This window comes from Kitasatospora sp. NPDC057223, assembly GCF_042669755.1.
Classification (GTDB): Bacteria; Actinomycetota; Actinomycetes; order Streptomycetales; family Streptomycetaceae; genus Kitasatospora.
In genome coordinates, this window is the sequence record NZ_JBHUWW010000067.1 from 1 (window position 1) to 19,062 (window position 19,062).

The 19,062-nt window shown below is 73.3% G+C and carries 15 protein-coding genes and 1 rRNA gene; 8 read left to right on the forward strand and 8 right to left on the reverse strand.

The window, feature by feature from the left end; all coding sequences use genetic code 11:
• Both rrf and ACFUK0_RS22945 read left to right on the forward strand, forming a co-directional pair.
• Window positions 1-87 (forward strand): 5S ribosomal RNA (gene rrf, locus ACFUK0_RS22940); the annotation flags it as partial.
• Between the two features lie 152 nt (window positions 88-239).
• Window positions 240-815 carry a transposase gene (locus tag ACFUK0_RS22945; RefSeq protein ID WP_380253071.1) on the forward strand — a complete coding sequence of 192 codons (576 nt, stop codon included), beginning with the start codon at window positions 240-242 and terminating at the stop codon, window positions 813-815.
• Window positions 816-869: 54 nt separating this feature from the next.
• Here the strand turns inward: ACFUK0_RS22945 and ACFUK0_RS22950 are convergent, their stop codons facing one another.
• From ACFUK0_RS22950 to ACFUK0_RS22970, 5 genes are all read right to left on the reverse strand, one after another.
• Window positions 870-2,180 carry a DUF58 domain-containing protein gene (locus tag ACFUK0_RS22950; protein ID WP_380253073.1) on the reverse strand — a complete coding sequence of 437 codons (1,311 nt, stop codon included), beginning with the start codon at window positions 2,178-2,180 and terminating at the stop codon, window positions 870-872.
• 58 nt (window positions 2,181-2,238) lie between these two features.
• The gene (locus tag ACFUK0_RS22955) at window positions 2,239-3,159 is read right to left on the reverse strand and encodes an AAA family ATPase (protein ID WP_380253133.1); all 921 of its coding nucleotides are present in this window, start codon (window positions 3,157-3,159) and stop codon (window positions 2,239-2,241) included.
• Window positions 3,160-3,233: 74 nt separating this feature from the next.
• Entirely contained in the window at window positions 3,234-4,520 is a 1,287-nt protein-coding gene (locus ACFUK0_RS22960; protein WP_380253075.1) for a DUF4350 domain-containing protein, read from the reverse strand.
• On the reverse strand, window positions 4,517-5,185 hold the full coding sequence (locus tag ACFUK0_RS22965; protein WP_380253077.1) for a DUF4129 domain-containing protein: 669 nt from the start codon (window positions 5,183-5,185) through the stop codon (window positions 4,517-4,519). Before ACFUK0_RS22965 ends, ACFUK0_RS22960 begins: the two co-directional genes overlap by 4 nt.
• 4 nt (window positions 5,186-5,189) lie before the next feature.
• The gene (locus ACFUK0_RS22970; protein WP_380253079.1) at window positions 5,190-6,428 is read right to left on the reverse strand and encodes a glycerophosphoryl diester phosphodiesterase membrane domain-containing protein; all 1,239 of its coding nucleotides are present in this window, start codon (window positions 6,426-6,428) and stop codon (window positions 5,190-5,192) included.
• Window positions 6,429-6,664: 236 nt separating this feature from the next.
• Here ACFUK0_RS22970 and mtrA point away from each other — a divergent pair, with 236 nt between their 5' ends.
• Genes mtrA through ACFUK0_RS22985 form a run of 3 tightly spaced genes read left to right on the forward strand, consistent with a single transcriptional unit; the run spans window position 6,665 to window position 11,310 of the window.
• Entirely contained in the window at window positions 6,665-7,342 is a 678-nt protein-coding gene (mtrA, locus tag ACFUK0_RS22975) for an MtrAB system response regulator MtrA (protein ID WP_073922994.1), read from the forward strand.
• Between the two features lies 1 nt (window position 7,343).
• Window positions 7,344-9,512, forward strand: a complete 2,169-nt coding sequence (mtrB, locus tag ACFUK0_RS22980; protein ID WP_380253082.1) for an MtrAB system histidine kinase MtrB — start codon at window positions 7,344-7,346, stop codon at window positions 9,510-9,512.
• A gap of 16 nt (window positions 9,513-9,528) precedes the next feature.
• Window positions 9,529-11,310, forward strand: coding sequence for an LpqB family beta-propeller domain-containing protein (locus ACFUK0_RS22985; RefSeq protein ID WP_380253084.1), 1,782 nt, complete (start codon window positions 9,529-9,531; stop codon window positions 11,308-11,310).
• Here ACFUK0_RS22985 and ACFUK0_RS22990 read toward each other — a convergent pair.
• Window positions 11,298-12,140 carry a ComF family protein gene (locus ACFUK0_RS22990; protein ID WP_380253086.1) on the reverse strand — a complete coding sequence of 281 codons (843 nt, stop codon included), beginning with the start codon at window positions 12,138-12,140 and terminating at the stop codon, window positions 11,298-11,300. The genes ACFUK0_RS22985 and ACFUK0_RS22990 overlap by 13 nt on opposite strands.
• Before the next feature lie 376 nt (window positions 12,141-12,516).
• On the opposite strand from ACFUK0_RS22990, the gene hpf reads away from it, so the two are divergent.
• Together hpf and ACFUK0_RS23000 are read left to right on the forward strand one after the other, a co-directional pair.
• Complete coding sequence (hpf, locus tag ACFUK0_RS22995) at window positions 12,517-13,215, forward strand: ribosome hibernation-promoting factor, HPF/YfiA family (RefSeq protein ID WP_380253088.1); 699 nt, start codon at window positions 12,517-12,519, stop codon at window positions 13,213-13,215.
• Window positions 13,216-13,390: 175 nt separating this feature from the next.
• Window positions 13,391-14,155 carry a response regulator gene (locus tag ACFUK0_RS23000; RefSeq protein ID WP_380253091.1) on the forward strand — a complete coding sequence of 255 codons (765 nt, stop codon included), beginning with the start codon at window positions 13,391-13,393 and terminating at the stop codon, window positions 14,153-14,155.
• A gap of 4 nt (window positions 14,156-14,159) precedes the next feature.
• Here ACFUK0_RS23000 and ACFUK0_RS23005 read toward each other — a convergent pair whose 3' ends face one another.
• Window positions 14,160-15,329 carry a winged helix-turn-helix domain-containing protein gene (locus tag ACFUK0_RS23005; RefSeq protein WP_380253093.1) on the reverse strand — a complete coding sequence of 390 codons (1,170 nt, stop codon included), beginning with the start codon at window positions 15,327-15,329 and terminating at the stop codon, window positions 14,160-14,162.
• A gap of 220 nt (window positions 15,330-15,549) precedes the next feature.
• Here ACFUK0_RS23005 and secA point away from each other — a divergent pair, with 220 nt between their 5' ends.
• On the forward strand, window positions 15,550-18,309 hold the full coding sequence (secA, locus tag ACFUK0_RS23010) for a preprotein translocase subunit SecA (RefSeq protein WP_380253095.1): 2,760 nt from the start codon (window positions 15,550-15,552) through the stop codon (window positions 18,307-18,309).
• Window positions 18,310-18,398: 89 nt separating this feature from the next.
• On the opposite strand, the gene ACFUK0_RS23015 is transcribed toward secA, so the two are convergent.
• Window positions 18,399-18,983 carry an Rv3235 family protein gene (locus ACFUK0_RS23015; RefSeq protein WP_380253097.1) on the reverse strand — a complete coding sequence of 195 codons (585 nt, stop codon included), beginning with the start codon at window positions 18,981-18,983 and terminating at the stop codon, window positions 18,399-18,401.
• Window positions 18,984-19,062 lie beyond the last annotated feature (79 nt).

The following is a 19,062-nucleotide window of genomic DNA, read 5'->3' on the forward strand; positions in this document are numbered from 1 at the left end:
GGTTACATTCCGAACCCGGAAGCTAAGCCTCAAAGCGCCGATGGTACTGCAGGGGGGACCCTGTGGGAGAGTAGGACGCCGCCGAACAATTTTTCCGAAGAACCCCCACCCGATTCCGGGTGGGGGTTCTTTGCGTTTGTGCAAGATACGATCGCGGTATGGCACGACCTGGCCCCAAGGCCCACCCCGAACCCCAGCCGCGTACCGAGCCCTTCAGCTTGTCTACCGATCCCTTTTCGATGGAGACCTCGCACGAGGTGGCAGGCCTCTACCTGGCCCCGCCGGAGCGCGTCCTTGCTCTGCACGTGGATGCGGAGACTCTGCTGCGGCCGAAGCTCCGGACGGCGCTGGAGACCCTCAAGGACGAGCCGCTCCCCGCACCGGTGACCGCCCTGCTCTCCTCGCTGGACAGCACGACCGACAAGGTCTCCGGGACGCTGCACCGCCGGCGTCGCGGTGTCGCGTTCCGCCAGTACCTCGCCCGGTTGGACAAGGAGCTGCCCGAGGGCGGCGAGGTCCATCTGATCTGCGACAACTACTTCACGCACAAGTCGCCGACGGTGATCAACTGGCTGCGGGTCCACCCGCGCTTCACCATGCACTTCGCGCCCGACGAGGCGGCCTGGCTCGCGCACGTCGAGCGGTGGTTCGCCTACCAGGCGGCGCGTGAGGGCTTCCACGGGGACAAGTCCTCGGCCGTCGCGCAGTCCGAGGGTGTGGCCGGCTGGCTGAACGGCGAAACAGCTGCCCAGGGCGCCGACGGCGACGAGGAGAGCGGTGCGGGCGTGTACGTGTGGGTGAAGCCCCGCTACTGAGTCGCCCCGGTCTGAGCCGGCCGGGCCTGAGGCTGCCAGGGCCGGGGCCGGGCCCTACAGCCGCCCGGCTGCCTTCATGGCCAGATAGGCGTCGGCGAGAGCCGGGGCCAGCGCGGTCGGCGGGGCGTCGAGCACGGTGACGCCGTGCCTGGTGAGCCGTTCGGCGGTGTGGCGGCGTTCGGCCCGGGTCTGTTCGGCCGCTGCCGCGCCGTAGACGGCGTCGAGGGTGCCGCGCGCGGCTGCCAGCTCGTCCAGGTGGGGGTCGGAGACCGAGGCCAGGACGATCTCGTGGCGTCTGGTGAGCTGGGGCAGCAGCGGGAGCAGGCCGTCCTCCACGGGGGCCGCGTCGAGGCCCGTGAGCACCACGATCAGTGACCGGTGGGGCGCCATCCGCAGGGCGGTGGAGACCAGCGAGCGCATGTCGGTCTCGAAGAGGGCGGGCTCCAGCAGAGCCATCGCGTTCGTGAAGGCCGGCAGGATCTCGGACGGGGACCGGCCGGCCACGGACGCCCGCCCCCGGACGTCGTGGGCGAGCAGGTCGACCCGGTCGCCGGCCTTGGTGGCCAGGGCGGTCAGGAGCAGCGCGGCGTCCAGCGCGGCGTCCAGGCGGGGGGCGTCACCGACCCGCCCGGCCGAGGTGCGGCCGGTGTCGAGCACGATCAGGATGTGCCGGTCGCGTTCGGGGCGCCAGGTGCGGACGGCGACGGTGTTCCGCCGGGCGCTGGCCCGCCAGTCGATGGAGCGGACGTCGTCGCCCGGCAGGTACTCGCGCAGTGAGTCGAACTCGGTGCCCTGGCCGCGGGTCAGGACCGAGGTGCGGCCGTCCAGTTCGCGCAGCCGGGCCAGCCGCGACGGCAGGTGCTTGCGGCTGTTGAACGGCGGGAGGGCGCGCAGCGTCCACGGCACCCGGTGGGAGCCCTGACGCGCGGCCAGGCCGAGCGGCCCGAGCGAGCGGATCGTCACCCGGTGCGCGTGGTGGTCACCCCGTCGGGTGGGGGCGAGCACGGTGGTGACGCGCCGGCGCTCGTGGGCGGGGACCAGGACGGTGTGCCGGGAGGCGGTGGTGGCGGTGCCCGGCCGCCAGGCGGACGGCGGCCAGGCGTCCCGCAGACGCGCCCGGAGCGGTCGGCCGGACGGGTTGGTGACGGTCAGTTCGACGGTGGCGGGCTCGCCGAGGCGTACCGAGGTGTCGCCGCTGCGGACGATCCGCAGCCGGCGCACGGGTGCCGCGAGCAGTACGTCCGCCAGGACGGCGAGGAGCAGTGCCCCGGTGACCGCCCCGACCCCGGCGAAGGACGGCACGAGCAGGCCCACGACGAGCGCGCCGAGGGCGGCGAGCAGGGCGGTTCGCCCGGTGAGGGCCATGCGGATGCTCCCTAGCAGCTGTCGGGCGGGGTGGTGGGGCGGCGGTCGCGGCGCCGGGTCAGCGCGGCGCGGGCGTCTGGGCGAGCACGGCCTGGATCACCGAGTCGGCGGTGACGCCCTCCATCTCCGCCTCGGCCCGCAGCTGCACGCGGTGGCGCAGGGCCGGCAGGGCGAGCGCCTTGACGTCGTCGGGGGTGACGAAGTCGCGTCCGGCCAGCCAGGCCCAGGCCCGGGAGGCGCCGAGCAGGGCGGTCGCGCCGCGCGGGGAGACGCCGATCGACAGGGACGGCGACTGCCGGGTGGCCCGGCAGAGGTCGACGATGTAGGCCAGCACCTCGGGGGCGACGGTGAGCTTGGCGATCTCGGCCTGCGCGGCCAGCAGGTCGGCGGGGCCGGCCACCGGGCGTACGCCGGCTGCGGCGAGGTCGCGCGGGTCGAAGCCGGCGGCGTGCCGGGACAGGACCTGGAACTCCTGGTCGCGGGAGGGCAGCGGCAGGATCAGCTTGAGCAGGAAGCGGTCGAGCTGGGCCTCGGGGAGCGGGTAGGTGCCCTCGTACTCCACCGGGTTCTGGGTGGCGGCGACGAGGAAGGGCACCGGCAGCCGGCGGGGCGCGCCGTCGACGGTGACCTGGTGCTCCTCCATGGCCTCCAGCAGGGCGGCCTGGGTCTTGGGCGGCGTGCGGTTGATCTCGTCCGCGAGCAGCAGGTTGGTGAAGACCGGGCCGGGCTGGAAGGAGAACTCGGCGGTGCGGGCGTCGTAGACCAGGGAGCCGGTGACGTCGCCCGGCATCAGGTCCGGCGTGAACTGGATCCGCTTGGTCTCCAGGCTCAGCGCGGTGGAGAGGGTGCGGACGAGGAGGGTCTTGGCGACGCCGGGCACGCCCTCCAGCAGGACGTGGCCGCCGCAGAGCAGGGCGACGACGAGACCGGTGACGGCGGCGTCGTTCCCGACCACGGCCTTGGCGATCTCGGCGCGCAGCGCGGTGAGGGCCTGCCGGGGGTCGTTGCCCGCCGGGTCGGCGGTGCTGGGGGTGGCGGCGGTGGCCTGCTCGGTCACGGCTGTCGTACCTGCCTTTCGAGGGCGTCCAGATCGTCGGCGAGCCGCAGCAGCGCGGTGTCGTCGGTGGGGGGCGGGCCGTACAGCAGGAACTGGACGGCGGCGGCGGTGCGGTCGCCCGCCAGGCGGTCGGCGGCGGCCGCGCAGAACGCGACGGGGTCGGGGGCGCCGTGGACGAGCGGGACACCGAGCACGGGGGCCAGCCGGTGCAGGGCGGCGAGGCGCAGGGCCTCGGCGGCCCGGCCGCGGGCCTTCGCGCGGCGGTAGAGGCGAGCCCGGCCCTCGGTGGTCTCGGCGGCGCGGACGACCACGGGGAGGTTCTCGCTGACCACCGGGCCCAGCCGGCGGGCCCGCCAGGCGGCGGCGAGGAGGGCGGCGACGGCGAGCTGCAACCCGGCCCAGTACCAGCCGGCCGGGATGAAGTCGGCGATGCTCTTCTGCTGCGACTCGGGCACGGTGGTGCTGTAGTCCGGCAGGTACCAGGTGAGCCGGGGCTGCGAGCCGAGCAGGCCGAGGGCGAGCGAGGCGTTGCCGTCCTCGTCGATCCTGTCGTTGGTGAGGAAGGTGCCGCCGCCGAGCACGATGATGTCGGCGCCCGTACCGGCGGGCTCCCGGACGAGGGCGTACGCGCTGTGCCGCGGGTAGCAGCCCGTGCCGTGCGGGCCCGGCAGGTAGAGCAGCTCGCCGAGGCCGGCGGTGCCGGCCCGGACGGCGTCCGGCAGTGCGCAGCCGGCCGGGGTGCTGCGGGGTGCCGCGTAGTCCGTGCTGTCGCCCTGGGCCGCCTGGCGGACGGCCGGGGCCAGGGCGGCGAGGGTCTCGCCGCTGGGGGAGAACAGCACCAGGCGGGAGTGGTGGGCCGCCGCGAGGGCGCGCAGTTGGCCGGCGGAGAGGCGGTCCGGATCGGGGACGACGAAGGTGTCGGGGCCGGCCGGGCGGGCGGTGGCGTCGGTGGTGGTGCCGACGGTGAGGCCCTGCCGTTCCAGCAGGCGGACCACGGCGTGGGTGCCGTCGGGGTCGGTGGAGCGGGGGTCCAGCGCGGGGTAGCGGCTGTTGTTCTGGAGGCCGGCGAGCAGCAGGCCGGCCAGCAGCAGCAGAACGGTGGCGAGCAGGTACCAGCGGGCGCGCCGCCAGAGCCCGCGGCCGGTGGGCGCCAGGCTGGTGCGGGCGGCCTCGGGGGCGGGTACCTCTCCCGGCGCGGTCGGCGGCGCGTCGGGTCGGTCCGGTGCGCCCGGTGCGGGTGGTGCGTCGGGTATCGCCGGGGCGGGGGTGCCGGTGCCGGTCATACCGCGCCTTCCGGGGTCGGGGCGAGCACCGGGCGGGTGCGTTCGAGGGCCTGGTCCAGGTCGCCGAGCAGTCGGTAGGCGGCCTGGTCGGCGGCGCGGTCGCCGTACGCGACGGCGTCGAAGGTCCGGGCGGCCTCGGCGAGGGCGGCGGCGTGGGCGGGCAGGGCGCGGGCGGCCTCGGCGGCGGCCTCGTCCGTGGTGCGCCCGGGGCGGGGGTCGAGCAGTGTGCGCTCCTCCAGCGCCCGGACGAGGGCGCGCATCTGCTCGCGCACCGCGTCGTTCCAGGCACCGGCCGCGGCCAGCCGGCGGGCCTCGGCGCGGTGCTGGTCGGCGGTCCGGGCGTGCTCGCCGGCGAAGAGGGCGGTGCTGGTGCGGGCGGCGCGTCCGGGGGCGCCCAGGCGCCACCAGACGGCGGCGCCGACGACCAGGGCGACCGCGGCGAACAGGACCAGGCCGGTGCCGCCGGTGGTGGCGCTTCCGACCCCCTCCAGGGCCTTGCTGAACTGGTCCCAGAACCAGCTGGTGGCCCGCTCCAGGAGGCTCGGGTCGTGCCGGTGGTAGGCGGGGTTCAGCAGCTCGTCGCGGGCGGCGTCGCGGGCCGGGTCGCGCGGGATCGTGACCGGGGCGCCACCGGCCGGCAGCGCCACCTCCCCCCAGGTCGGCATCCGGTCAGAGCCTCGGTGCGGCCGGGTCGCCGGCGCCGTTCCAGCTCGTGCCGCCGTACTCGGGCAGGCCTGCGGCGCGGGCCAGCTCGATGTCCAGGGCCTCGCGGCGGATCCGCTGGTCGACGTAGACCAGCACGTTGATCGCGGCGCCCGCCGGGATGGTGATCGTGCCGGCGATCAGGCCGCCGATCGCGACGGCGATCAGCGCGGCGGGCGGGAGCGCGACGTCGAGACCGGCGGTGAAGCCGGAGTCGGCGCTGCCGAGCAGTTCGTCGCCGCTCAGGATCACGGCGGCGATCGAGAACGGGATGGCGATGATTCCGGCGGTGAGGGCCAGCAGGAGCCGGCTGAGCAGGTTGATGCCGACGATCCGCCACCGGGAGCCCCGGACCAGGCGCAGGGAGCGGGAGAGCGCCGTCCGGATGCCCTGCTTCTCCAGCATCAGCGCGGGCGCCGCCAGGCTCAGCTGGATCGAGACCCAGTAGGCCAGCAGGGCGCCCAGGACGGCGAGCAGCACCAGCGGTGCCGTCGCGCCCGCGCTGAGCTCCCCGGCGATGGCGTAGCCGATCAGCGGCGCCGCGAAGAGGGCCAGGATGCCGAGGCAGATCACGCCGATGAGCAGGGTCAGGCCGACCTGCGGGAGCAGCCGGGGCCGGGCGTCGCGCCAGACCTCGCCCAGGGTGACCGGCCGGCCGAGGACGGCCCGGCTGACCAGCATGGTGAGCATGGCGGTGGCGACGACCGTGATGAGCAGGCTCACCGGCACCTTCGCCACGGTGGCCACGGTGGGCAGGATGCTGTCCGGCTGGTCGTAGGACCACCAGAGCAGGGCCGTGCTGATCGTCTGCTCGACCGCGGAGAGGCCGAGCGAGACGCCGAGGGCCGTGCGCCAGTGCTTGCGGACGGTGGAGACCGCGCCGTCGAGGATCTCTCCGACGCCCAGCGGGCGCAGCGGGATGATGCCGGGCTTCGGGCTCAGCGGTGCGCCGCCCCAGGGCTGCGGGCCCCACTGCTGCTGTCCGCCGCCCCACTGCGGGGGGCCGGGCTGCTGCGGGACGCCCCACTGCTGCGGGGGCTGCTGCGGGGGCCGGGGGCTGCCGTAGCTGCCGCCCCAGGCCGGTGGTGTGGTCTGATGCGGTGATGACTGCCCGGGTAGGGGGGCAGGTGCGTCGGCCGACGGCCGGCCTTCCTGATGGGGAGGCTCGGACGAGCTGGGCGGGGCCCAGCCCGGGGTGTCGGTCATCACTGCTCCTGGGAGGGGGCGTCGGGGTCGCAGGACGGATCGGCGCCCTGTGCGGCCCATCGTGCCATGGTGGGTGCGGACGCCCCAGGGGTATCCGGTTGCTGATCGACAACAGCCCTTCCGGGACGGACGGGCTGTCGCCATTCGTCCGGTTTGGGCGAATTACGGTGAAGGGTTGCACGAGGAATGACACGGCTGTGCCGCAGGTCACAATCCGGTAATGAGAAGATGGAAGCATGAAGGGACGCGTCCTCGTCGTAGATGACGACTCCGCACTGGCCGAGATGCTCGGCATTGTGTTGCGTGGTGAGGGTTTTGAGCCGTTTTTCGTTGCCGATGGGGACAAGGCGCTGGCCGCGTTCCGGGAGACCAAGCCCGACCTGGTCCTGCTCGACCTGATGTTGCCCGGCCGTGACGGCATCGACGTCGCCCGGCAGATCAGGGCCGAGTCCGGGGTCCCGATCGTGATGCTCACCGCGAAGACGGACACGGTGGACATCGTGGTGGGCCTTGAGTCCGGTGCCGACGACTACGTCGTCAAGCCGTTCAAGCCCAAGGAGCTGGTGGCCCGGGTGCGGGCCCGGCTGCGGCGGGCCGAGGAGCCGACGCCCGAGCAGCTCACCATCGGTGACCTGGTGATCGACGTGGCCGGCCACTCGGTCAAGCGGGACGGCCGGGGCATCCCGCTGACCCCGCTGGAGTTCGACCTGCTGGTCGCGCTGGCCCGCAAGCCCTGGCAGGTGTTCACCCGCGAGGTGCTGCTGGAGCAGGTCTGGGGCTACCGGCACGCGGCGGACACCCGGCTGGTGAACGTCCACGTCCAGCGGCTCCGCTCCAAGATCGAGAAGGACCCCGAGCGGCCCGAGATCGTGGTGACCGTCCGGGGCGTCGGCTACAAGGCCGGGCCCAGCTGACGTGAGGTACGAGGCTGACGACTCCCCGCCGGGCACCGACGCCGACGGGGAGGCCGCCGTGCGCGGGGACGTGCTGAGTTCGACCACCCGGGGCCGCGCGCCCCGGCGTGGTCCGGCTGCCCTGCTCGCACTGGTCGCGCGTCAGCTGCGCCGCCCGTGGCTGCGGGTGAGCGCGCTGTACCGGCGGTCCATCCAGCTCCGGGTGGTGGCGGCGACGCTGCTGCTCTCGGTGACGGTGGTGATGGTCCTGGGCGTGGTGGTGGTGGCGCAGCTCCGGGCCGTGCTGGTGGACAGCAAGAAGATCTCGGCCCGCTACCAGGCCGGCGGCGGGTTCCAGAGCGAACAGAAGAAGATCGACGACGCCACCGCGCTGCGGGTCAAGGTCGGCAGCACCGGCGACCCGACCACCGACGAGATCGGCACCTGGCTGCTCAAGCAGGTCTCCGACCTGGCCAGCAGCGGACAGGGCCTCTACTCGGTGATCGCCATGGTGCCCTCGACCGGGCAGCAGGCGTTCGCCAAGAGCTCCGACATGCTCGGCCCCCGCTACTCCGGCGACATCCTGCCGAGCAGCATCCCGCAGTCGCTGAAGGACCAGGTCGCCGGCGAGGTCGGCGTCACCTTCGAACAGCCCACCGTGATCGACCGCTCGCCCGACAGCAGCGCGGCGCACCGCCACGAGCCCGGGCTGGCGATCGGGCAGCAGTTCATCGGGCCCGCCGACACTCCGTACCAGCTGTACTACGTCTTCTCGTTCGAGCAGGAGACCAAGACCCTCGGGCTGGTCATCGGCACGCTCGCGACCGCCGGCGTGTTCGTGGTGATCCTGCTCGTCGGGATCGCCTGGCTGGTGGTACGCCAGGTGGTCACGCCCGTCCGGATGGCCGCCGGGATCTCCGAGCGGCTCGCCGCCGGGCACCTGGAGGAGCGGATGAAGGTCACCGGCACCGACGACATCGCCCGCCTCGGCGACTCGTTCAACCGGATGGCCAACGGCCTGCAGGCGCAGATCCGCCAGCTGGAGGAGCTGTCCCGGGTGCAGCGCCGCTTCGTCTCGGACGTCTCGCACGAGCTGCGCACCCCGCTGACCACCGTCCGGATGGCCGCCGATCTGATCTACGACAGCCGCGAGGACCTGGACCCGATGGCGGCGCGCTCCGCCGAGCTGCTCCAGGGCCAGCTGGACCGGTTCGAGTCGCTGCTCGCCGATCTGCTGGAGATCAGCCGCTTCGACGCCGGCGCCGCGATCCTGGACGCCGAGCCCGTCGACCTGCGGGACGTCGTCACCCGGGTCGTCGAGGCGGCGGACCCGCTGGCGCAGGCCAAGGGCAGTGCGGTGATCATCCGCGGCGACGGCGAGCCGGTGGTGGCCGAGGTCGACTCCCGGCGGATCGAGCGGATCCTGCGCAACCTGGTCGTCAACGCACTGGAGCACGGCGAGGGCCGCGATGTGGTGATCCGCCTCGGTTCGGCCGAGGGCGCGGTCGCGGTCGGTGTCCGCGACTACGGCATCGGGCTCAAGCCCGGCGAGGCCTCCCGGGTCTTCCACCGCTTCTGGCGGGCCGACCCGTCCCGGGTGCGGACCACCGGCGGTACCGGCCTGGGCCTGTCCATCGCGGTCGAGGACGCGCACCTGCACGGCGGCTGGCTGCAGGCCTGGGGCGAGCCCGGTGGCGGCTCGCACTTCCGGCTGACCCTGCCGCGCACCCGCGGCGCCGAGATCAACCGGGCGCCGTTCCGGCTGGAGCCGGAGGACTCCCGCAACAACCGCGGTCTGGGCTCCTCCATCACCCCGTACCGGCGCGGCCGGCCCGCGGGTGCCACCGCGCTCACCGCGGCCGGCGAGCCCACCGTCGTCCCCGAGACGCCGGAGGGCGGGCAGAACGGCTTCGGCAGCGGTCTGGGCGGGGTCCTGAGCATCGGCCCCGGCCTCGGCGGGCGACGGCCCGCAGCGCCCCGCTCCGACCCCTCGGACGTCCGTACGGCGGGGGCCGGGTACGGTGCCACGGGGGCCCAGGTCGTCGTCGACCGGACGGCCGCGCGGCCCTCCGTGACGCAGCGGACGGCCGAGGGCCAGGAGACCGGGGGCGACCCGCACGGCAGGAACGGCACGGGCGGTACGGACACGGAGGGGTCGCAGCGTGCGAAGGACCAGCAGCAGGGGGACTGACCTCCCCAGGGCGGCCGTGGCCGTCGTCGTACCGGCCGCGCTGCTGCTGGGCGGCTGCGCGGCGATGCCCGACGCCGGCCCGGTCAGCCGGGTGGAGATCTCCCAGGGGGCGGCGGACAAGAACCTCCAGGTGCGGGTGTTCCCGGTGGCCCCCAACAAGGGCGAGACCCCGCGGGGCATGCTCGCGGGATTCCTGGACGCCTCGATCGCCGACGAGGAGAACTACGACACCGCCCGCAAGTACCTCAGCAAGGGCGCCCGCGCCCGCTGGAACCCCGCGGCCGGCATCGTCGTGCTCGCCGGCGACCCGGCGATCTCGGGGGACCGCGGCATCGGGGAGGGCGAGACCGCCGCCGAGCTGACCGCCTCCGCCACCCAGGTCGCCCGGATCGACGACAACCACTCGTACCGCGACTCCGACGGTGAGATGAGGGCGAGCTACATCTTCGTCAAGGAGGACGGGGAGTGGCGGATCGACCAGCTGCCGGACGGGCTGGTCGTCAACCAGACCAACTTCCGCAACAGCTACCGGCAGGTCTCGCGCTTCTTCTACTCCGCCGCCGACCCCTCGGCGCCGACCGCGCACGAGGTGCTGGTCGCGGACCCGATCTACCTGCGCCGCCGAATAGACCCGCTCACCGCCGCCGCCAAGGCCCTGGCCACCGGTCCCTCGCAGTGGCTGGCGCCGGTGGTCAGCACGGCGCTCGACGGCGTCACCGTGCAGCACGTGGTCGTGGACGACAGCAAGGTCGCCCGGGTGGAGATCGCCGGGGCCGAACTCGCCGGGCGTCTGCAGTTCTGCCAGCGGATGGCCGCGCAGTTCTTCTACACCCTCTCCGACCAGGGCAAGAGCCAGATCGACCGGTTGGAGCTCAAGAGCGCCGGCGGCGGCTGCACGACCACCCGGACGCTGTCCGACCAGGTCGCGCCCGGCAGCCTGGCCGGCGGTTCGACCGCCACCCGGCAGTACTACCAGCGCGCGGACACCGGCCAGCTGATGATGGCCGCCGACCAGGGCGAGGGCACCCCGGTGCCCGGCGAGCTCGGCAAGGCCCCGGCCGGCGGCCGGCCCGAACTCGGCACGGTCGCCGTCCGGCGGGACGGCCAGCGGGCCGCGGTGGTCAGCGCGGACGGCCACGACCTGTACACGGTGGGCACCTCCACGGGCGACACCCTCGGCAAGCCCGTGCTCAGCACCACCGGCAGGCTGGCCTCGCTCAGCTGGGACGGCCGTGGCGAACTGTGGGTGGTGGACCGCGACCAGGCCCCGAAGGTGCAGCTGCTCCGGGACCGGGGCGCGGTCACCGTGCCGGTCGACGACCTCGGCGGCAGGACCGTCCAGAGCCTGAAGGTCTCCTCGGACGGTGTCCGGGTCGCCCTGGTGCTCAAGGACGCCGCCGGCGTCCGGACCCTCGCGCTGGCCGTCGTCACGCACAACGGGACGCCGGACCGGCCGGTGGTGCGGATCAGCGGACTGCACACCGTGGCGCCCCTGCTCACCGACGTGGCCTCGGTCTCCTGGGCGGACACCGAGCAGCTGGTCGTGCTCGGCACGGAGAAGGACCGGCTGCAGCAGCTGTACTACATCGGCACCGACGGCTCGCAGAGCGGCGACGCCTCGCTCCAGAGCGCCGTGGGAATGGTCTCGGCCGCCGCCTCGGAGGGCCGGGACAACGCGAGCATTCCGTTGGTCCTCGCGGTGGACGGCAACTCGCTGAAGATCTACCGGCTGACCGGCAACCAGTGGCGCGAGGTCGTCCTGCCGTACAAGGCGAACTCCTTCTTCTACCCCGGCTGACGGGCAGCCGGGGCCGGCGCCCGGCGCAGCACGGCCGCCGCCACCGTGGCGGCGGCCGCCGGCGGGGCGCCGGCCACGGCCAGCGCGCGGGCGGCCTCGGCGAGACTGGCGCCGGTGGTGACCAGGTCGTCGACCAGCACCAGCCGCCAGGGCGCCGCCTGACGCGGCAGCGCCTGACCCGGCGCCGCCTGACGGGGTAGGGCCTGATCCGGTGATGTCTGACCCGGTGATGTCTGATCCGGTGACGCCTGATCCGGTGAAGGCCGAGCCAGCCGGCGGCCGAGCCGCGGCGGGACGGCCAGCGCGCCGGACAGATTGCGCCGCCGGGCCTCGGCGGTCAGGCCCGACTGGTCGGCCACCCGGCGGGTGTGCCGCAGCACCGGCGCGACCGAGGCGGGCAGCCCCGACCGGCGCAGTGAGCGGGCGGCGGCCCGGGCCAGGCGCAGGGTCGGGTCGTGGCCGCGGGCCCGGACCGAGGCCCGGGTCGAGGGCACCGGGACGAGCAGCAGCGGCGCGCCGGGCCCGCCCGGCCCCAGCGCCGAGCGGACGGCGCCGGCCAGCGCCGCTCCCAGCGGCCCGGCGAGGTGCAGCGCCCCGCGCTCCTTGTGCGCGAGCAGCAGCCTGCGGACGGGATCGGCGTACGGGGCCGCGGCGTGCACTCCCGCGACGGCGGTGGGGCCGGGCCGGGCCCCGGCCAGGGCGGCCCGGCAGGAGGGGCAGAGCCGGCCGCGGCCCGTCGGGCAGCCCGCGCAGGGGGCGGGCAGCAGCAGGCCCAGCAGTTCGCCCGGGAGTTCGGTCCACAGTTCGTGAAGCGGCGAGGGAAGCGGCACGGTCTCCTCCTGAACGGCGGCCAGGCACGCAGAGTGACGCTCAGGTTGGTCCGTACGGGCGGAGTTGTCCAGATATTTACCGGTCTTTCACTCCGGGGAGGGTAGACAGAGTGCAACAGCTTTACAGCCAGCCCCCGCCGTACCCGCTTCGGACCTTCCGGCCCGCCGGGGAGGCGAAATCCCCCCGCCGGGTGTTCCATGAGGCTCCAGGGGGTTTCAAGCGTCCCTGGTGGGGAGGAAGTGAGGTGAGGGCCAGTTGCGTCCGCCGCCCGCGGCGGCGCGGAGGGCCGGCAGAGGAAAGGCTGGTCCGGCTGGGTCTCAGCCCGATTCGGTGGTCACGCCGGATCGGCGTCAGCACGAGGGATCGGAGTTCTGCGTGGACATCGTCGTCAAGGGCCGCAAGACCGAGGTGCCCAAGAGGTTCCGCGAGCACGTGGCCGAGAAGCTGGAGAAGGTCCAGAAGTTCGACGGCAAGGTGATCAGCCTCGACGTCGAGGTGTCCAAGGAGCACAACCCGCGTCAGGCCGAACGGTCCGAGCGGGTCGAGATCACTGTCCGTACCCGTGGCCCCGTGATCCGGGCGGAGGCCAACGCGGCGGACCCGTACGCGGCGCTCGACCTGGCCTCGGCGAAGCTCGACGCACAGCTGCGCAAGGCCGCCGACCGGCGGCGCGTGACCAAGGGCGGCAACGGCCGCACCCCCCTGAGCGTCGCTGAGGCGACCGCGGCGCTCAAGGCCCTCCCCGGCGTCACCGAGGTCGAGGACAACACGGACGGAGCCGTCCGCAAGACCAGGATGGGGTCGCTGGAGGTGGAGGGCGACGGCCCGCTCGTCGTCCGCGAGAAGACGCACCCCGCCGCGCCGATGGCGCTGGACCAGGCGCTCTACGAGATGGAGCTGGTCGGCCACGACTTCTACCTGTTCGTGGAGAAGGACAGCGGCCTGCCGAGCGTGGTCTACCGCCGGCACGGTTACCACTACGGTGTGATCCACCTGAAGGCCGACGGCACCGCCGTGGCCGACGGGGCCGGTGGCGCCGGAGGTGCGATCGGCGGACCGGACGACGAGGACTGAACGCCGGGCCGGTGACCCCGGCCGGTGGTGAAGGGGTGACCCCGGTGGCAGCTGCCACCGGGGTCACCCGGGTTTTGGTGACCGAACCGCGACCGTCCCACGGCGGAGGGTGATCGCAACTGCTTCGGGCGTGGAATGATTGGCGCGACGAGGACCGGCTACGGGGGAGGAGCGGATGGGGGATCACTTCGGGTTGGGGCCCGCCGGCAGGCAGGTCCCGGGGGTGCCCGCAGGCACGCGGGAGGCTCTGGAGCCCGAGTACGCCCCGCATCGCGGGGAGCCCATCCGGGTGCTGGTGGTCGACGACCACGCGCTGTTCCGCCGCGGCCTGGAGATCGTGCTGGCCGAGGAGGAGGACATCAAGGTCATCGGCGAGGCGGGGGACGGTGCCGAGGCCGTGCTCAAGGCGGCCGACCTGCTGCCGGACATCATCCTGATGGACGTCCGGATGCCGCGCCGCAGCGGGATCGAGGCCTGCACCGCGATCAAGGACGTGGTGCCCAGCGCCAAGATCATCATGCTGACGATAAGCGACGAGGAAGCCGACCTCTACGAGGCGATCAAGGCCGGCGCGACCGGCTACCTGCTCAAGGAGATCTCCACCGACGAGGTCGCCACCGCGATCCGCGCCGTCGCCGACGGGCAGTCGCAGATCAGCCCCTCGATGGCCTCCAAGCTGCTCACCGAGTTCAAGTCGATGATCCAGCGGCGCTCCGACGACCGGGATCTCGTACCGGCCCCGCGGCTGACCGACCGTGAGCTGGAGGTGCTCAAGCTGGTGGCCACCGGGATGAACAACCGGGAGATCGCCAAGGAGTTGTTCATCAGCGAGAACACCGTGAAGAACCACGTCCGCAACATCCTGGAGAAGCTCCAGCTGCACTCCCGGATGGAGGCCGTGGTCTACGCGATGCGGGAGAAGATCCTCGAAATAGGGTGACGGGTCAGCCGGCCAGCAGTGCCTCCAGGGCCGGCCGCAGCGACTCGTCGTGCAGCGCCTCGACCCGGACGCCCTCGCAGCCCACCCAGCCGGCCGCCTCGCGCAGCGCCCGGGCCAGCGGCTCGACGTACTTCGGTGCTTCCAGGGAGATCTGACGGGCCACCAGGGTGCGGCCCTCGCGGGCCGGGTCGACCCGGCCGACCAGGCGGCCGCCGGTCAGCAGCGGCATCGCGAAGTACCCGTGCACCCGCTTCGGCCTGGGCGTGTAGGCCTCCAGCCGGTGCGCCATGCCGAAGATCCGCTCGGTGCGGGCGCGGTCCCAGATCAGGGAGTCGAACGGGGAGAGCAGCGTCGTGCGGTGCCTCCCGCGGGGCTCGGCGGCCAGCGCCGCCGGGTCGGCCCAGGCCGCGCCGGGCGCCCCCTGCGGGCCCCAGCCCGCCACCTCGACCGGGACGAGACCGGAGTCGGCCAGCACCGCGTCCACCTGGTCGGCCTTGAGCCGGTGGTAGTCCATGAGGTCGGCCCTGGTGGCCACCCCCAGCGCGGCGCCGGACTGCGCGACCAGGGTGCGCAGGCACTCGTGATCGCTCGGCTCGCGCCCGAACAGCCCGGCCGGGACGGCCCGTTCGGCCAGGTCGTAGACGCGCTTCCAGCTCCGGCGCTCGGTGCAGACCACGTCGCCGAAGGCGAGCGCCCGCTCCACCGCGATCTTGGTGTCGGACCAGTCCCACCACTCGGCGGTCTTCTTCGCGCCGCCCAGCCCGGTGGAGGTGAGCGGGCCCTCGGCGCGCAGCTTGTCCAGCACGTGCCGGTACGTCTGCGGCGTCACCTGGTGGCCCCAGAGGTTGCCGCGGCCGCGGTACTGGCGGCGGCGGAACGCGAACAGCGGCCACTCCTCGACCGGCAGCACGCAGGCCGCGTGCGACCAGTACTCGAAACTCGTCCCGCCGCCCCAGTACGCCGCCTCGACGTCGGGCCGCCCGACCGCGCCGAGCCGGGCGTACGGGATCAGCTCGTGCGAGCGGGCCAGCACCGAGATCGTGTCCAGCTGGACGGCGCCGAGGTGGCGCAGGACCCCGCGGACCCCGGCCCGGCGGTCCGGCGCCCCCAGCAGCCCCTGGGCGCGAAGGGCGATCCGGCGGGCCTCGTCGGCGGAGAGAGTCGTGACGGTCATGCCTGGCAGCGTAGGCCGGGGCACCGACAACGGACCGCGCGGGTGACCGGTTTGGCCCGGTAGGCGGGGCTATCGGGCGAAGTGCTCCCAGGGGTGACACGTGAATAGCGTGCTGACGCACCTCCCGGGGCATTGGACTCCTCGCATACGATGGCCCGTGCGGTGGGGTGGACCCCCCGTGCAGTCGTCCAGTGCCAATACAGGCAAGGAGCCCGCTCAAGTGTCCGTCTTCGACAAGATCCTGCGCGCCGGCGAAGGCAAGATCCTTCGCAAGCTGCAGCGGATTGCTGCCCAGGTCAACTCCATCGAAGAGGACTTCACCAACCTCACGGACGCCGAGCTGCGCGCGTTGACCGATGAGTACAAGCAGCGGCATGCCGACGGCGAGAGCCTGGACGACCTCCTGCCCGAGGCGTTCGCCACCGTCCGCGAGGCGGCGAAGCGTGTACTGGGGCAGCGCCACTACGACGTCCAGATCATGGGCGGTGCGGCCCTGCACTACGGCTACGTCGCCGAGATGCGGACCGGCGAGGGCAAGACCCTGGTCGGCACGCTGCCGACGTACCTGAACGCGCTGGGTGGCAAGGGTGTCCACCTGATCACCACCAACGACTACCTCGCCGAGCGCGACTCGGAGTGGATGGGCCGGGTGCACCGCTTCCTCGGCCTGGAGGTCGGTGTGGTGCTGGGCAACATGACGCCGGCCGAGCGCAAGCGCCAGTACGGGATGGACATCACGTACGGCACGAACAACGAGTTCGGGTTCGACTACCTGCGCGACAACATGGCCTGGTCGAAGGACGAGCTCGTCCAGCGCGGCCACAACTTCGCGGTCGTCGACGAGGTCGACTCGATCCTGATCGACGAGGCCCGTACGCCGCTGATCATCTCCGGTCCGGCCGACCAGGCGACCAAGTGGTACGCCGACTTCGCCAAGCTGGTGCAGCGCCTCAAGCTCGACCGCGACTACGAGGTCGACGAGAAGAAGCGCACCGTCGGCGTGCTGGAGGAGGGCGTCTCGCGGGTCGAGGACTACCTCGGCATCGACAACCTCTACGAGTCGGTCAACACGCCGCTGGTCGGGTTCCTGAACAACGCCATCAAGGCCAAGGAGCTCTACAAGGCGGACAAGGACTACGTCGTCATGAACGGCGAGGTCATGATCGTCGACGAGCACACCGGCCGCATCCTGGCCGGCCGCCGCTACAACGAGGGCATGCACCAGGCGATCGAGGCCAAGGAGGGGGTGGAGGTCCAGAACGAGAACCAGACGCTGGCCACCATCACCCTGCAGAACTTCTTCCGCCTGTACGACAAGCTCTCCGGCATGACCGGTACGGGTACCACCGAGGCCGCCGAGTTCCACCAGATCTACAAGCTCGGCGTGGTGCCGATCCCGACCAACAAGGACCCGCGCCGCATCGACCAGCCCGACCTGATCTACAAGTCGGAGCCGGCCAAGTTCGCCGCCGTGGTCGAGGACATCGCCGAGAAGCACGAGAAGGGCCAGCCCGTCCTGGTCGGCACCGTCTCGGTCGAGAAGTCCGAGTACCTGTCGCAGGAGCTGCGCAAGCGCGGCATCCCGCACGAGGTGCTGAACGCCAAGCACCACGAGCGCGAGGCGCAGATCGTCGCGCAGGCGGGCCGCAAGGGCGCCGTCACCGTCGCCACCAACATGGCCGGCCGCGGCACCGACATCATGCTCGGCGGCAACCCCGACCACCTCGCGGCGGCCGAGCTGGCCCAGCGCGGCCTCGCCCCGACCGACACCCCGGACGAGTACGAGGCGGCCTTCCCGGAGGCGCTGGAGAAGGCCAAGGCCTCGGTCAAGGCCGAGCAGGACGAGGTCCGCGAGGCCGGCGGCCTGTACGTGCTGGGCACCGAGCGGCACGAGTCCCGCCGCATCGACAACCAGCTGCGCGGCCGCTCCGGCCGTCAGGGCGACCCGGGCGAGTCCCGGTTCTACCTGTCGCTGGGCGACGACCTGATGCGCCTGTTCAAGGCCGGCATGGTCGAGCGCGTACTGTCGATGGCGAACGTCCCGGAGGACGTGCCGATCGAGTCGAAGATGGTCACCCGGGCGATCGCCTCCGCGCAGACCCAGGTCGAGCAGCAGAACTTCGAGATCCGCAAGAACGTCCTGAAGTACGACGAGGTGCTGAACCGCCAGCGCGAGGTCATCTACGGCGAGCGCCGCCGTGTCCTGGAGGGCGAGGACCTCCAGGAGCAGATCGGCCACTTCATGGACGACACCGTGGAGGCCTACGTCAAGGCCGCCACCGGCGAGGGCTTCGAGGACGACTGGGACCTCGACAAGCTGTGGACGGCGCTCAAGCAGCTCTACCCGCTCACCCTCGACCTGGAGGAGCTGGAGGAGGAGGCGGGCGGCCCGGCCGGCCTGACGTCCGAGTTCCTCGTGCGGGCCGTCCAGGAGGACATCCAGGCCCAGTACGGCGCCCGTGAGGACCAGCTCGGCGAGGAGATCATGCGCGAGCTGGAGCGCCGCGTGGTGCTCTCCGTGCTGGACCGCCGCTGGCGCGAGCACCTCTACGAGATGGACTACCTCCAGGAGGGCATCGGCCTGCGGGCGATGGCCCAGCGCGACCCGCTGGTCGAGTACCAGCGCGAGGGCTTCGACATGTTCACCGCCATGATGGAGGGCATCAAGGAGGAGTCCATCGGCTACCTGTTCAACCTGGAGGTCCAGGTCGAGCAGCAGGTCGAGGAGGTGCCGGTGGCCGACGGCGAGGGCACCACCTCGCTGGAGAAGGAGAGCCGGCCCGAGATCAAGGCCAAGGGCCTGGAGGCGCCGAAGCCGCAGCGCCTGCACTACACCGCTCCGACGGTGGACGGCGACGACACCGTCATCGAGGGCGACTTCGAGGACACCCTGGTGGACGAGGACGGCGACGGCCTCACCCGGGCCGAGCGCCGCAAGGCCGCGAAGTCCGCCAAGGGCGGCCGGCGCCGCAAGGCCTGACCCCCGCCGCAGCACGCGCAGGGCGCCGCTCCCCGGTTCGGGGGGCGGCGCCCTGCGGCGTTGCCGGGGCGCGGCTGCGGGGGCGCGGCTCAGCGGGCCTCGACGACGGCGCACTGCCAGGCGCCGGTGCGGCGCTGGCGCTCCAGGCGGAACGCCACCATGTGGTGCCGGGAGCCGGACCCGACCAGGACGCAGGCCTCCACCACCCCGGCCGCGGGCGCGCTGTCGTGCACCCGGCCGAGCCGGGGCCGGGCGGCGGCGCCGCGCGGGCGCAGGGGGCCGGAGCGCACCAGCGCGGTGAGCCGGCCGTAGCCGTCCAGGGTGGTGTGCCGCTGGAGCTGGCCGGCCGGGCGGACGCCGGTGAGCACCTCCACCAGGCGGTGGGCGAAGCGGGCGGCCAGTTCGGCGCGCTCGGCGCGGGCCCGGGCGGCCGCTGCGGCTTCGGGCGGTGCGGCGCAGGCCCCGCGCGGGTGGCGGACCGGGCGGGCCGGCGCCCGGTGCGGGGCCGGCCCCCCGGCGGCGGGCAGGCGGGTGTGCGGCACAGCGTCGGCGGTCTCCGCCGGGGCGGGGGCCGCGGGCCGGGCGAGCGGCCGGATCCGCGGGGTGCGGACGGCGGGCGGGAGCGGGCGGGCGTGCCGGACGGCGCTGCGCGGGGCGGCTGAGGACTCGGTCATACGCGGTACCCCCGGATCGGTGCGGAAGGGCGGGCTGCCCTGGTTATCGGCGCCCCCGGCGTGCGGACGAGGCCCCCGG

Bases quoted from the DNA above. Each gene is read 5' to 3' on its own strand.
- ACFUK0_RS23015 (WP_380253097.1), bottom strand. From the start codon at position 18,983: ATGACCGAGTCCTCAGCCGCCCCGCGCAGCGCCGTCCGGCACGCCCGC.
- ACFUK0_RS22970 (WP_380253079.1), bottom strand. From the start codon at position 6,428: ATGACCGACACCCCGGGCTGGGCCCCGCCCAGCTCGTCCGAGCCTCCC.
- ACFUK0_RS23000 (WP_380253091.1), top strand. From the start codon at position 13,391: ATGGGGGATCACTTCGGGTTGGGGCCCGCCGGCAGGCAGGTCCCGGGG.
- ACFUK0_RS22965 (WP_380253077.1), bottom strand. From the start codon at position 5,185: ATGCCGACCTGGGGGGAGGTGGCGCTGCCGGCCGGTGGCGCCCCGGTC.
- ACFUK0_RS22950 (WP_380253073.1), bottom strand. From the start codon at position 2,180: ATGGCCCTCACCGGGCGAACCGCCCTGCTCGCCGCCCTCGGCGCGCTC.
- ACFUK0_RS23005 (WP_380253093.1), bottom strand. From the start codon at position 15,329: ATGACCGTCACGACTCTCTCCGCCGACGAGGCCCGCCGGATCGCCCTT.
- ACFUK0_RS22960 (WP_380253075.1), bottom strand. From the start codon at position 4,520: ATGACCGGCACCGGCACCCCCGCCCCGGCGATACCCGACGCACCACCC.
- ACFUK0_RS22945 (WP_380253071.1), top strand. From the start codon at position 240: ATGGAGACCTCGCACGAGGTGGCAGGCCTCTACCTGGCCCCGCCGGAG.
- mtrA (WP_073922994.1), top strand. From the start codon at position 6,665: ATGAAGGGACGCGTCCTCGTCGTAGATGACGACTCCGCACTGGCCGAG.